This window comes from Capnocytophaga stomatis (genome assembly GCF_002302635.1).
GTDB lineage: Bacteria > Bacteroidota > Bacteroidia > Flavobacteriales > Flavobacteriaceae > Capnocytophaga > Capnocytophaga stomatis.
In genome coordinates this window covers 169831-183506 of record NZ_CP022387.1, presented here as the reverse complement: position 1 = coordinate 183506, position 13676 = coordinate 169831, and the positions used below count along the sequence as shown (strand labels likewise).

At 40.1% G+C, this 13676-nt stretch carries 12 protein-coding genes; 3 read left to right on the top strand and 9 right to left on the bottom strand.

All coding sequences use genetic code 11. From position 1 onward, the window contains the following. Positions 1–74: 74 nt before the first annotated feature. The 7 genes from CGC58_RS00835 to CGC58_RS00805 all read right to left on the bottom strand — a co-directional run bounded on the left by CGC58_RS00835 (position 75) and on the right by CGC58_RS00805 (position 7732). The gene (locus CGC58_RS00835) at positions 75–1169 is read right to left on the bottom strand and encodes a BT_3928 family protein (protein WP_095894682.1); all 1095 of its coding nucleotides are present in this window, start codon (positions 1167–1169) and stop codon (positions 75–77) included. A 40-nt stretch (positions 1170–1209) separates the two neighbouring features. Then, positions 1210–1749, bottom strand: a complete 540-nt coding sequence (locus CGC58_RS00830) for a DUF1599 domain-containing protein (RefSeq protein ID WP_095894681.1) — start codon at positions 1747–1749, stop codon at positions 1210–1212. Positions 1750–1832: 83 nt separating this feature from the next. Beyond that, positions 1833–2840, bottom strand: a complete 1008-nt coding sequence (locus CGC58_RS00825; protein ID WP_095894680.1) for an endonuclease — start codon at positions 2838–2840, stop codon at positions 1833–1835. Between the two features lie 165 nt (positions 2841–3005). After that, positions 3006–4136, bottom strand: coding sequence for a porin (locus CGC58_RS00820; RefSeq protein WP_095894679.1), 1131 nt, complete (start codon positions 4134–4136; stop codon positions 3006–3008). A 235-nt stretch (positions 4137–4371) separates the two neighbouring features. After that, positions 4372–5091 (bottom strand): DNA-binding domain-containing protein, encoded by a 720-nt coding sequence (locus CGC58_RS00815; protein WP_095894678.1) that lies wholly within the window; start codon positions 5089–5091, stop codon positions 4372–4374. Positions 5092–5290: 199 nt separating this feature from the next. Beyond that, on the bottom strand, positions 5291–6346 hold the full coding sequence (gene ansB / locus CGC58_RS00810; RefSeq protein ID WP_095894677.1) for an L-asparaginase 2: 1056 nt from the start codon (positions 6344–6346) through the stop codon (positions 5291–5293). A gap of 57 nt (positions 6347–6403) precedes the next feature. Then, positions 6404–7732, bottom strand: a complete 1329-nt coding sequence (locus CGC58_RS00805; RefSeq protein ID WP_095894676.1) for an anaerobic C4-dicarboxylate transporter family protein — start codon at positions 7730–7732, stop codon at positions 6404–6406. Between the two features lie 60 nt (positions 7733–7792). Here CGC58_RS00805 and CGC58_RS12640 point away from each other — a divergent pair, with 60 nt between their 5' ends. Next, complete coding sequence (locus CGC58_RS12640; RefSeq protein WP_157909166.1) at positions 7793–7933, top strand: hypothetical protein; 141 nt, start codon at positions 7793–7795, stop codon at positions 7931–7933. Here the strand turns inward: CGC58_RS12640 and CGC58_RS00800 are convergent. Further along, positions 7908–8510 (bottom strand): hypothetical protein, encoded by a 603-nt coding sequence (locus tag CGC58_RS00800; RefSeq protein ID WP_095894675.1) that lies wholly within the window; start codon positions 8508–8510, stop codon positions 7908–7910. The two genes, CGC58_RS12640 and CGC58_RS00800, sit on opposite strands and share 26 nt — an antisense overlap. A gap of 136 nt (positions 8511–8646) precedes the next feature. Continuing rightward, positions 8647–9825, bottom strand: coding sequence for a proline dehydrogenase family protein (locus CGC58_RS00795; protein WP_095894674.1), 1179 nt, complete (start codon positions 9823–9825; stop codon positions 8647–8649). A 213-nt stretch (positions 9826–10038) separates the two neighbouring features. On the opposite strand from CGC58_RS00795, the gene aroB reads away from it, so the two are divergent. Further along, the gene (gene aroB / locus CGC58_RS00790) at positions 10039–11094 is read left to right on the top strand and encodes a 3-dehydroquinate synthase (protein WP_095894673.1); all 1056 of its coding nucleotides are present in this window, start codon (positions 10039–10041) and stop codon (positions 11092–11094) included. Further along, the gene (locus CGC58_RS00785) at positions 11091–13676 is read left to right on the top strand and encodes a reprolysin-like metallopeptidase (protein ID WP_198540738.1); all 2586 of its coding nucleotides are present in this window, start codon (positions 11091–11093) and stop codon (positions 13674–13676) included. Before aroB ends, CGC58_RS00785 begins: the two co-directional genes overlap by 4 nt.

The following is a 13676-nucleotide window of genomic DNA, read 5'->3' as shown; positions in this document are numbered from 1 at the left end:
AATAGAAAAGGGAAACAATTTTGTAACTGTTCCCCTTTATATCTTGATTTAGATGTTTGCAATTCGCTGTAAAATCAGTGTAATTTTAGTTTATCCACATCGTTGAAATGCCTTTTATCTTTGATACTTCCTTTTTGAAGCGTCATAACCCCAGGATTGGAACGAATCATCGTTTTCAAGGTTGTTTCATCGTTAAAGTAGAAATCAAAGTTCAGTTCATAATCTTTTTTAATTTGTTCTGCTTGCTCAACGATAGAAGTCAAACCTATTACTGTATATCCTTGCTTTAAGGCTTTGTCTGTTACCTTTTTAATGGCTTTAAATGCTTCTTTATCAGATTTATCAATACGATAAGAAACCACAACAAGTAATTTTTCTTTATCCATCATTTCATCGAAATAACTTTCTCCGTTCTTTTCTATGAAGAAGTCGTGTATAGGTGGAGTATAACCCGGGTCTATTAATTTCGTTTCAAAGGAAACAAACTCTCCGTCCACTTTTGGGTAATCGCCTTGTGTTACAAATACTTCCTCTTTCCCGTTTACGTTGAATTTCCAATGATAGTCGTACTTAGGTAGGGGAGCTCCTTCGGGAACAATCATTCCTTCGGGGATGTTTACTCCTATTTTGTAAGGTCTGAAATCTCCCACGGGCAAATGATTGTACACGTGGTACACAAAACCAATACAGCCTATTAGTGATAACACACTGACAATTAGAGGAGTGTTTCCTTTTGAAATGGGAGTAATATATTTCTGTCCTGCAAAGAGAATTAAAGTTAAAACCAGTAGGAACACATCTTTTCCGAAAGATTGCCAAGGAGTAAATTTAATAACATCGCCAAAGCAGCCACAATCCGTAACTTTATTAAAATAAGCAGAGTAGAAGGTAAGGAAGCCAAAGAATACCAGCATTGCCAGTAGTGACCACAACGTAAATTTCGCTTTGTAGCCAACAAGAAGCATCACTCCCAAAAGAACTTCTGCTATACAAACCACAATTGCCAACCAAAGGGCGAACGGCTCCAAGAAGAGAAGATTCAGCACCGGCTCGCTGAAGTATTCTTCCAACTTAAATGAAAACCCGATGGGGTCATTGAGTTTGATAAGCCCGCTGATGATGAATAGTACGCCCACAACAAAACGGACAAAATGTGTAATATATCTCATATTTAGATGATGATTAATGATGATGATTGAGTATGTAACGTTACGATTCAGTTAGGTGGATTAATGCAAAAACTGCGTAATTAAGCATATCTTGATAATTTGCCTCCACGCCTTCGCTAACGAGTGTTCTGCCTTGATTGTCTTCTATTTGCTTGACACGCAACACTTTTTGCAAGATAAGGTCGGTTAGTGAACTTACTCGCATATCTCGCCACGCTTCACCATAATCGTGGTTTTTGCTTTCCATCAGCGAGCGTGTTTCTTCAATTTTCTGTTCGTAAAGGGCAAGAGCTTGTTCGGTGTTTAGGTCGGGCTGTTGGGCAACGCCTCTCTCAAGCTGGATTAAAGCTATGACGGAATAGTTTATAATGCCAATAAATTCAGACACTTCACCTTCGTCTATCTTACGAATGCCATTCTGTTGCAAACTGCGGATACGTTGTGCTTTGATGAAAATCTGGTCGGTGAGTGAAGGTAATCTGAGGATACGCCAAGCACTTCCATAATCGTTCATCTTATTGACAAACATACTTTTGCACGTATTGATAACGTTGTTATACTGTTCTATAGTTTTATTCATTTGTTATAGGAAATAATTGGGCAAAGATACTACTTTGTGCCAAAATTTAAAATACTTCGTTTAACTCTTTGTTGCCAGAATATTTACCAACGATTCTGAGCATTAGCTTTTCCCCATATCAGAGTGGCTAAATAAGGATTGTCGATAAACGGATTGCGATTGCCTTGTGCTTGCTCAATTACATCATTGCGGTTGATTTCAATAGCAGACACAGGGTCTTCGGCATTCCACTTCAGGAGCAAATCAACACCCTCTCTCGAGATATCTTCTCCTAAATCCTCGTTGTAGCGTAGGTTCAGATATAGTACCATTCGGGCTACATCACCCTTCCACTCATCACCGGGATACCAGCTGTCGCCGTTGACTAACGCTGCCTCGCCACTGCCATTGGTGAACGGATAGTTCCCACGTTTTGAGTTTACCTTTGAATCACAATATCTCAAATGGTGCAAGTCGCCTTTGGCAGTGTTGCCAATTTTGGATTGTGGGTAAACGTGTTCCGTGTTCACATCTTTGCTTCGGGAGCTGCGTACTTCGCCGGTGTAGATTAATACCACTTTATTAGCATCATTTGCCGAACGGTCGGCTTTGGGTAAATATTGATGCCGACTGCCATACTCCAGAAAAGGCGAGTGTTTTGCAATGGTCAGTGTAGCCAATTCATCATATAAAGCCCGTCCTGCTTTGGTAAAATCCACCGATTTGTAATAATTCTGCAAGGCGGGAGGAATGTTAAAAGAGGTGTTATTGGTAGGCTCTTTTTCAGTAGTGAAATGGTGTTTAAGGTCAGTTGCACCTCCTTTGCCATCGTGTGCGGTGATGATAATGTTATAAGTGGTGTTGGGCTTTAGTTTGGAGAACGTATAATGTGTGGCTTCCACGCCTCTGACATCAATATTATCACCTTTGATGGAATACGTAACATAATCGCCATCGGGATCAACGGCTTTCGTCCAGGCAATTGTTGCCACGTTGGGAGTAACATTGGTTACCCTAATGGCAAAGGCATTGGGCGGTCGGTTACTATTGTCTGTTGATTTGGAACTGCAGGCAGTAAGTAAGCAGGCAGTGAGGAATACTATTTTATTCATAATAAATACTGTTTTTTATGCGTGCCAAAGGTATGAAAAAATATGGGAAACAGAGCATTTGTGCTAAAGCTAAATGTTTCGCACTCCCTACATCAGGCAACTTAAACGGGAAAAAACCTTTGCTTTATTCTGTTAAAGCAAAGGTTTTTTATATGTAGGTATCAATTAAAATGCTTTAATTCGGTACATCATTCCGATGCTGAATCGGTTGGAATGTGTGTTAAACGAATCCCTTGCATAGCTGTACTTACGACCCACATAGGTTGCAAAGAAACGCAAATCTTGGTCTTTGAAAGGCATATATTCAACCCCAAAGAAGTAACCAAAGGAGTTACGCTTACTATCCATAAAACCAGCAGGAATATCCTTACCTACACGGGCTGTCTCGTACATAAATTTGCCAAATACATTCCAGTTTTCGTGTGGCTGATACTCGGCTTTGGTTACAAAGGAATTATAGGTGGTTCCTTTTAAAGCCCCTGTGTGTTTGATACCAATAGCATCTGTATAGATTCCAGCGTATCCGAATCTGTCGAGACCTTGATTAGCCAACATATAATCAAAAAACATCTGGAACTTAGGCAAGTTTAACATAGTACCAAGCATCACTTTGGAGCTACTGTGGTTATTAGCTTCCTGCTCGTACCCTACACCCCAACGCGTTTGTATAAGTCCGTCCCACATTGAGCCATTCCAATTGAAGATATATGCAAGCGGTGCATTAGTTGCTTTTATATCCTTGTTATCAGGGTAAAGGTCATCAAATCTATTTGTTCGGCTGTTTGTTATCTGAAAGTTCAATTCGTGGTTTTCATCAGGGGTATAGGTAAGCATTCCACCCACCATAAAATTATCCATATGCTCTACATAGTCAGAGTATTCATAGATATTCATCGGGTTGAGGTCAAACTCATATCCACCCCACGCCTGACACATTTTCCCAGCGGTAACCGTCCACTTTTCGTTCAAACGGAAACCTGCATACATCATATCGGTAGCACGGGCAAGGTTATCAAGAGAAGCCCCTCCGCTCGAACGATTTAGACGATGACGAAGACGATAGAATATACGCTCGTTAATGTTCCCTCTGAACTCCAACCGAAGTTGTCTCGCCATAAAACCAAAGTGCGTATCTGTATCTTTTACAGTCGTAGCATCAAAACTCGACTGAAAATTCAGATACACGTTGAACCTATCGGACTTCATTTTCAGCTCATCAATTTGCTCCTGAAAGCCCTGTTGTGCAAATACAACGCTTCCTGCCAAGAAAGCCATTGCTGTGTATATGTTTTTCATAATTAGTAGAATTAAATATAATAATGGTTTAGTATTTCATTACAATTGTAAAACTGCTGTGCTTTTGTTTTTTATCGTCAGTATGTTTTGCATTGTAAAGATAGGTTTGTTTGCTTAAACGTGCTTATACAATCTTCATAAAAAGGATTATAGATAATCTCCCACTCGGGTGAGTGTGCTACCATTGCTCGGGTGAGTGTTGCTATCGCACTCGTTTGAGTGGGAGTATCTTGCTTTAACTAACAGTTATAGTCCCTTCAAAGACAGTCTTTCTTGGTTCTTTCAGCAGAGATTTCCCTTGACTGAATTGAGTAACAATACTCAGTTCGTACGACCCTGATTCCAAATCAGGTGGGATAAGAATCAAAAGTCGTGAAGGTTCATTCAGTACAATGTCTTCCTCAGGGAGTTTTGTCTCTCGGCTTGTGTCGATATTTCGTAGGTAAATTCCGTTAGTGGGTGAACTTCCTGCAATTTTGAGATAAGCTCCTTTGATTTCTACATTTTTCCCTTTCGTGATAGAACCATCAGTCTTCTTTGTAGCACTATCAGTGATGCTTAATATGGTCATCGGGTCGGCCTGTACACCAAGTATTTCTACTAAGGTTTGTGTTACTTCCTTGCGTAGTTCAGCACCTTGTGTAATGCTTATCTGTACGTTGTGTATTTCTGGATTCCACGTTTTGTCGCGGAACACGCCTCGTATGGTGGGGCGCATATACACCAATCCAGTATTCACATTGTAGCCTTCCAATACCATTTCCGCTACTTTACGATTAAATCGGCTGATAATGTCCTGAGCCGTTTCTGTACGTATCTCCATACCTTCTTCTTTAAGGCGTTGGATAATGTCCTGAGTCGAAATGCTCCCAACGGTAACAGGTACCGCTATAAAGTCAGTCGTGTCGCCCTTTGTCAAAAGATTGGGTTTAAGCCACGCTTTCATCTTGCTCATATGAATTGAATTTTAAAGTTACGATGTTAATTCTATGATGTGTGTATGTCTTTGTAATACTTCTTTCTATGTTGGTTTCTTACCTCAGAAAACATTTTTATACCATATATATTATATAGGTGTAGTATTTCTCCGTATAGAAAGTATATTTTTTAGGCATACATTACTATCATTCTGATAACAAGGATAAATCATTGTTTTAGTACTCGTTGAAGTACTGTTGTATTTGTTTCCAGTCTTTCGTTTTAGTAAGTGCGAGCATCAGCAATACGCGTGCTTTTTGCGGATTGAGGTTCTGTGCTGCTACGAAATGATGCTTAGCATCGTCCACTTCTGCATCAAGAGTGGTTCCTCCAAACGGTACACGAGAAGACCTAACCACTTGAATACCTTTTTGCTGAGCTTTTACAGCTAAATCAAACAACGTGTGGTAGAAGTTTCCATTCCCCACTCCTGCATATACGATACCGTCAAACTTCGCATCGATGAAGGCTTTCATAGGTAATTCGGACATATTGGCATATCCGTACACGATGCCTACTTTTGGTAATGATTTGAGGTTGTCCACGTTGAACACGGATTGCGTGGTATGCTTGCTCTGAGGTGTTGCCCCGAAGAAGGGTTTTCCGTTGTGCAAGTAAGCCAACTTACCATAGTTTGCTCCTTGGAAGGTTTCTACTGCGGTAGTACTGGTTTTAACCACGTCTTTTGCCCCCAGTACAATGTCATTCATACATACCATAACGCCTCTGCCGGAAGCACTTGGGCTTGCTGCTACTGCTACGGCATTGTATAGATTGGCAGGACCATCAGCACTCATACCCGTAGCTGGACGCATTGCCCCTACCATCACCACAGGCTTGTTGCTGTGAACGGTAAGGTTTAGGAAGTACGCCGTCTCTTCCATTGTATCAGTACCGTGTGTGATAACGACCCCATCATAACCTTCCTTATTAAGGAGTTCATTGATGCGTTTTGCCAATTTTAGCCATACGTCATCGTTCATATCTTGCGACCCGATTTTAACGAGTTGCTCTCCGCTCACCTCTGCAAGGTTCTTTACCTCAGGAACGGCTTGCAACAATTGGTAAATACCGAGCTCACCCGCCTTGTAACTACTCTCGGTAGATGATTTGCTCACTCCGGCAATGGTACCTCCCGTTGCAATAATACGTATCTTCGGTTTCTGCCCGAAGACTGCCACAGACATCATTAAGCATAATGCAAGGGCAATTTTCCTTAAAGTTTTTTGCATATACTAATTATTTTAAATGTATTTCGATAGATATTGTGTTAGGCATTTAGTTTGGTGTTATCCCATTGTCAGTACAATAACATATCCTACGGCAAGGGCAACAATAGTAGCTACAAAGCCTGGTATTTGGAATGAATGATTTAGCACATACTTGCCAATGCGGGTGGTTCCCGTACGGTCAAAGTTTATCGCTGCCACTACCGTTGGATAGTTGGGAATGAAAAAATATCCATTTACAGCAGGGAACATTGCTACCATTGTCATTGGCGGAATTCCTAATGCTATTCCCAGCGGATATAACGTCCGTACGGTAGCTGCTTGGCTAAATAACAAAATGGACATTACAAACAAGGCCAATGAGAACAAGAACGGATATTCGGTTACAATATGTTCAATACTTGATTTAAAGAACTCTAAGTTGCCTTGAAAGAAGGTGTCGCCCATCCAAGCAATCCCAAATATAGCGATAACGGCTTGCATTCCCGCTAAGAAAACGCTTCCTTTCACGGCTTTTGTAACATCGGCTTTTGCAATGATAAAGATAAGCCCAGCCACCGTCATCATCACAATTTCTATAATCTCAGGCATTCCCAATCGGCTTCCGTCAGCAAATGCAGGTCGTAATGAAGCAACTGAACCGAATAGCACGATGGAGAGTACCCCGAGTAGGAATATCCATACTGCTGTTTTGGCTTTGCGTTGTTGTTGTGGGTCGAGTGTCTTTTTCTTGTCTTGTGAATTGCCAAGCATTCCTTCTGCCAGCCTGCGTTGATATTCAGGGTCTTTTTCAAGAGGTACTCCTACAAAATTGACAACGAAAGCCCCCACGATAACCCCTATCAGTGTTGCTGGGATACACACCATTAATATATCACTGAGTTCCACGCCGTGCGTACCGAGCAGGTCTTTGCTCAGTAGTGCCGCAGTTGCCGCCGAAATGGGGCTTGCTGTGATGGCTTGCTGGGAGGCTATCACCGAAATACTCATAGGACGTTCTGGGCGTACTTTGCTTTCAGTAGCAATTTCGGCAATAATAGGCAGAAGTGAATATGCCACGTGTCCTGTACCAGAAAAGAAGGTAAAGAAGTAACACACCACAGGGGCGAGAAAAGTAACCATAGATGGATTCTTACGTAAGATTTTCTCTGCCACTTGTACCAGATAGTCCAACCCGCCCGCCGATTGCAATGCCGATGCCGCAGTGATTACGGCTACAATCATAAGCATAACGTCAATAGGAGCACTGCCTGGTTTCAGCCCGAATACGAAAACCAAAACGGCTAACCCCATCATACCGAAGATACCCAGCCCAATGCCTCCTACACGAGCACCAATGAAGATAGCAGTCAGTACCACGAAGAGTTCGATGTAAATTAACAATTCCATAAATCCTGTTGTTTTGTGTGCTAAGATAATGAATATTTCTCAAATAAAAAACATATTTTTATGAAAAAAATAAAAAATATCACTTCCGTAGATGATAGTGACTTGGAAATGTGTATGGAGGTAAAAAATAAATCAGGAATCGGCTTGATTGCTCGGATTCCTGATTTTGTATTGCTTAGTTTTCGTCGTCCCAGTATTTGATGAATTCTTTGATGAGTTTTGCGGGGTTTGCTTTTTTCGTCCATCGTATGGGCTCGTCATAGTATTCCAGTTTGTGTATGATAATGGGTATGTCGTTCCCGAAGGTTTTGTCTATTACTTTTTCTTCAAAGAGCTTCTTGGCGATGGCGATAATCTCACTGATGAACTCTTTTTGAAATTTCTCACCTTTCTTTAAGATTTTCTCGTAAAGTGCTTCGTCCTCCTCCATAGCTTTTTCGTTTTCTTCTTCGGTGTAGAAATAAGGAGATGCTGCAAACCAATTGCTTAAAAGAGAGTCATTTTCACCCCCGACAGTTTCGATTTCATTTTGAAGCCAGTAGGCGAAGTTCCATTTTGCTTCTTCCTTAGTGTCGGCGTTGTATGCCTCTTCCTTAAAGTTGGAAAGTGTGTTATAACCCAGCGTGATTTTTGGATAACGCTGGTCGTCGTCATCACAGTAAAACCAGAAGGACAGGGCGTATACATCTTTTATATCTTCTTCGTTGGCAATATTCTCAATGGCGGTCTTTAACTTGTCATAACTTGTTTTTACAAAAATGTCTTTTTTGTTCTCCATTCTATTTGTACTTTGTCATTTGATAATTGATTGATAATAGGTTAATTCGTGTTTCAAATTTTCGGCAAAAAGAAACCAGACATTTCTGAAATTACAAAATATCTGGTTTTCCCAACAAAAAACAATATCACGATTGTTATTTCTCTCTTTTTCTTCTTTTGTGTTCTTGCATTAGTAGGGAAAGTTCGCGTCCCATTTGCCCTGCTACTGAGGTGTTTTCCTGAGCCCTACGAATCAGGTAAGGCATTACTTCACGCACGGGACCAAAAGGGAGATATTTTGCCACGTTATGCCCCAGCTTTGCGGCATTAAAGCTGATATGGTCACTCATTCCGTAGAGTTGAGCAAGCCATACACGCTTGTCGTTGTGTTTTAGTCCTTTTTTGTCCATCAAGTCCATTACTAAGGCTGAACTTTTCTCGTTGTGCGTTCCGGCAAAGAGTGAAATGCGGTCAGTATGGTCAAGAATGTAGGTAATGGCGGCGTTGTAATTATCATCGGTGGCTTGTTTTGAAGCACAGATAGGAGAGGGATAGCCTTTCTCGGCAGCTCTTTCGTTTTCTTTCTCCATATACGCTCCCCGAACGACTTTTACACCTATGTGGAATCCGTTGGCTATGGCACGCTGGTGAAGACCTTTTAAGTAATCCAATCGGTCGTGGCGATACATTTGTAATGTGTTGTAAACGATGGCTTCTTCCTTGTTGTACTTCTGCATCATTTGTTCGATTAAATCATCGGCGGCGGTTTGCATCCAGCTTTCTTCGGCATCAATCATAATAGGGAGTTTGTAAGTAGCTGCTTTTGCACAGGCTTGGTCAAAGCGTTCCACGATGCGTTCCCACGCTTTTTGTTCTTCTTCGGTAAGAGGCTGTTTTTCCGATATTTTCTGGTATATTGAGATTTTTCCGAATCCTGTGGGCTTGAAAACAGCAAATGGAGTTCCTGTATCTCGGTTTTGATGTACGAAATCAATGATTTCCATTGTTTTGTTAAAGGTGGCTTCAAATGAGGTCTCGTCTTCTTTTCCCTCTACGGAATAATCTAAAACGGAACTTACGCCCTTTTCGTGCATCTTTCTAATAACAGGCTTGCAATCCTCTTCGGAGATACCTCCGCAGAATTGATTGAAAACGGTTTTTCGGATAAGCCACTCTACGGGCAGATGCATTTTCAGGGAAAAGTTCGTCAGAGCCGTACCGATGCCAATCAGTGTATTATTCCCGATAAAACGGAAAAGCCAGTAAGCTCTTCCCAATTCAAAATTGTCTTTTAGTGCGAATGCGGTTTTTGTATCGCCAAATCGTGTAGCCATTGAAAATTTTTTTAATGCGTTAAAATTCAGTATTTTTTATAGTGAAAACAAAAAACGAAAACAAATCCGATAATGTTCGATTGGTTTTCAGCATCGCAAATATATGTAATTTTTTGTCTGTATCTCATTTTTTCTGATTATTTTTACCCGAATTTTGTTTTTGAAAGAATATTCAAAAAAGATTGAAACCAAACACACAGAATATCAGAGCAAATGAAAAATATAGAATCAGTATATTTCAATGAACTCGGATTTTCATCTTTGAATGAATTGTTACGGGAGAAGAAGTATTCAAAGGTATTTATATTGACAGACGAAAACACAAATCGGTGTTGCTCGCCTTTGTTTTTGCCAGAATTGGCAATGGAAATACCTATTGAAGTCATTGAAATTGAGGCAGGAGAAGAGTTTAAAAACATAGAAACTTGTACGCAAGTGTGGTACGCTTTATCGGAATTGGGTGCAGACCGTAAGAGTTTGATAATCAATCTTGGAGGTGGAGTTGTAACTGATTTGGGTGGGTTTGTAGCTTCAACCTATATGCGAGGGGTTGATTTTGTGAATGTTCCGACAACCCTTTTGGCAATGGTTGATGCCTCTGTTGGAGGGAAAACGGGGGTGGATTTGGGAGCTTTGAAAAACCAAATAGGACTGATTAACAATCCTTTATTGGTAATTATTGATAGTCGTTTTTTGGCTACGCTTCCTGCCGAACAATTACGCAGCGGAATGGCTGAAATGTTCAAACACGGACTTATTCAATCTGAAAGTTATTGGTGTAAAATGCTTAATTTGAGTAGTTTGACCTTAGATGATTTGGACGATTTGATTTATGAATCTGTGCTTATCAAAAATCGTGTGGTAAAACAAGACCCTACGGAAAAAGGAATGCGAAAAACATTGAATTTTGGGCATACTTTGGGACACGCCATTGAATCGTATTGCTTGCAAAATACTGGTATACAGACATTATTACACGGGGAGGCTATTGCTATCGGAATGATTCTGGCAACATTTCTTTCAGTTGAAAAATTAAATTTTCCGAAAGAGAAATGTGTTGAAATTAAGGAGGTTTTAGGTCAGTACTTTGAAAAACAGTATTTTACTGAAAACGAAATTGAAGAAATCATTAATTTGATGAAGTTTGACAAGAAAAACTCACACGGAAATATTAATTTTGTTCTTTTGGAGGATATTGCCAAACCAAAATTGGATTGTTTGATAGAAAATGAATTGATTTATAAGGCTTTCAATTATTATATGAGATGATAGGAATTATAAGAAAATTATATATTTTATTTTTTATTTTGGGTTTTGGAGTAATGCCCGCACAAACATATTGGAAACGCACAGGATTGACAGAAAAGAAAGAGCAAAAGCCAGGATATCAGTATTATACGTTAGATAAAAAAGCTTTTGATAAGGCTTTAAATGTTACAAAAAGTTTGGCAAGCAAAAAAGAAGTTTTAATTCAAATCCCTGATAGTGATGGAGGTATTGAGAATTACCGCATTGAGCAAACTCAAGTACTTTCGGAAGATTTGTCAAAGAAATATGCGGATATAAAAACGTATGTGGGATTTTCAACCAAAAATCCTTCAAAAACAATTCGTTTTACGTGGTCGCCATTTGGTTTAAATGCGATTATGGGAGAAAATTTTGAACTTTCTTTCATAGAATCAACTGATGATGAGGGAGTTGAATATAAAGTTTACCAACGAAAATCTTCAGAACATCAGCATTTTGAGTGTAAAACTTTTGAAGAACTAAAAATACAACAAAGTAATAAAACCCGAAAAGTTACTTATCAAACTGATAATCAGGTAAGAACTTTCAGAATTGCGATTGCAACGACGTATCAGTACACTCAGTATTTCGGAGGAAAAGACAGAGCTTTTGCTCAAGTTGTTAGCACAATAAATCGGGTAAATCAAGTTTACGGAGCACAATTATCAATTCAATTTCAGATAGTTTCGGATAAATCTACATTGTTTGGCGATGCCACAGAAGACCCTTTCAAAAATGTTAATTACGATAATTGGTACAATTCGGAATCAAGCGTATTGCAAAAAACGTTAGATGCAAAGGTAGGTTCGGCGAATTATGACCTTGGGCATTTGTTCCATAATAAAAACTTAGGAGGAAATGCAGGTTGCATAGGTTGCGTGTGTGAGGCAGGACGGAAAGCAACAGCCTTTTCTTCGGTTCGTTTCAGGAGAAATATGGATATGGATTTTTTTGACGTGGATATATTGGCTCACGAAATAGGACACCAATTGGGAGCGTATCACACTTTTTCCTATGAATATGAAAACACAAGCTCTCAGGTGGAACCCGGAAGTGGTTCAACTATAATGGGATATGCGGGAGTTATTGATAATCAGAATGTACAGAAAAAGACAGATGCGTATTTTCACCACAGAAGTATATATGATATTATGCAGTCGGTTAAAGGAAAGAGATGTGCAAAGGTTCTTCCTTCTTCAAATAATCCGCCTGACATAAACGATTTGAGAAGTTACACGATTCCGCACGGAACGGCTTATTTATTGGAAGGTTCGGCTACGGATGCTGACGGAGATAAATTGCTATACGCTTGGGAACAATCGGATAGTAGGGCGAGTGGAGATTATGTATTTTCACCCACTTTAAAAAGCGGAGCTACGGCACGTTCGCTTCCTCCTTCCGATTCACCAAAGCGTTATATTCCCAGATTAAGCCGTATTGTTGCAGGAAAACTTACGCAGACCGACCCGCCCATCGGCTCGGAATGGGAAACGGTTCTGAATGTTGGAAGAACGCTCAATTGGTCGCTTATGGTTTTGGACAGAAAGCCGGCAACAAATGCAATGGGAAGCACTGTTTATAAAACAATTCAGGTAGTTGTAGATGCTTCGGCAGGACCTTTTCGGGTAACTTCACATACTGAAAATTCAAGTTGGTTTGCAGGGCAAAATCAAACAATTACTTGGGACGTAGCCAACACCAATGCAGGAAATATAAACTCAAAAAAGGTAACTATCTTACTTTCAACCGACGGAGGAGTCACTTTTCCGCATACATTGGCAAAGGGAATCGACAATAATGGAAAGGCGAGAGTTTCCGTTCCGCAGTCGCTTCGAACCACTCAAGGAAGATATATGGTTAAGGCTGAAGACAATATATTTTTAGCCGTAAATGCGGGTATAATCACAATTAAAGAAGATGAAGATACCGATGGCGATGGCGTTCCGTCAAGCAAGGATAACTGTCCTGAAATTCCAAATCCTGACCAACTTGATTTGGACAACGATGGAATCGGCGATGTGTGTGATGACGATTGGGACGGAGACGATGTGCCTAACAATCAGGATAATTGCCCTAAGCAAGAAAATAAAGAACAAACCGATTTGGACAAAGACGGAGTGGGTGATGCTTGCGATGATGATATGGACGGCGATGGTCTTTTAAATGAAAAAGATAATTGCCCGATGGTTTATAATCCTAATCAGGAAGATTTGGACGGTGATGGAATAGGAGATGCCTGTGATAGTGATATCGATGGTGATGGAATTGCGAATTCTAACGATAAATCATTTGATTATGTATTGATTTCCAATGCTTTTAGTCCGAATGATGACGGGGTTAATGATTACTTTTCAATTGTGCGAGCCGAAAATTATCCGGCAAATATGCTTCGGGTGTTCAATCATTTAGGGCAATTGGTTTACGAGATGAAAGGATATAAAAATCAGTGGAATGGAACGAGCACCAACGGTAATAAAGTTCCGCAAGGTTCTTACTACTATATTTTTACGTTAGACAATACGGAAATTTACAAACGACAAGGATGGATATTTATCAATTATTAG

Coding starts and splice junctions, on each gene's coding strand:
- CGC58_RS00835 (WP_095894682.1), bottom strand. CDS start 1,169: ATGAGATATATTACACATTTTGTCCGTTTTGTTGTGGGCGTACTATTC.
- CGC58_RS00830 (WP_095894681.1), bottom strand. CDS start 1,749: ATGAATAAAACTATAGAACAGTATAACAACGTTATCAATACGTGCAAA.
- CGC58_RS00825 (WP_095894680.1), bottom strand. CDS start 2,840: ATGAATAAAATAGTATTCCTCACTGCCTGCTTACTTACTGCCTGCAGT.
- CGC58_RS00820 (WP_095894679.1), bottom strand. CDS start 4,136: ATGAAAAACATATACACAGCAATGGCTTTCTTGGCAGGAAGCGTTGTA.
- CGC58_RS00815 (WP_095894678.1), bottom strand. CDS start 5,091: ATGAGCAAGATGAAAGCGTGGCTTAAACCCAATCTTTTGACAAAGGGC.
- ansB (WP_095894677.1), bottom strand. CDS start 6,346: ATGCAAAAAACTTTAAGGAAAATTGCCCTTGCATTATGCTTAATGATG.
- CGC58_RS00805 (WP_095894676.1), bottom strand. CDS start 7,732: ATGGAATTGTTAATTTACATCGAACTCTTCGTGGTACTGACTGCTATC.
- CGC58_RS12640 (WP_157909166.1), top strand. CDS start 7,793: ATGAAAAAAATAAAAAATATCACTTCCGTAGATGATAGTGACTTGGAA.
- CGC58_RS00800 (WP_095894675.1), bottom strand. CDS start 8,510: ATGGAGAACAAAAAAGACATTTTTGTAAAAACAAGTTATGACAAGTTA.
- CGC58_RS00795 (WP_095894674.1), bottom strand. CDS start 9,825: ATGGCTACACGATTTGGCGATACAAAAACCGCATTCGCACTAAAAGAC.
- aroB (WP_095894673.1), top strand. CDS start 10,039: ATGAAAAATATAGAATCAGTATATTTCAATGAACTCGGATTTTCATCT.
- CGC58_RS00785 (WP_198540738.1), top strand. CDS start 11,091: ATGATAGGAATTATAAGAAAATTATATATTTTATTTTTTATTTTGGGT.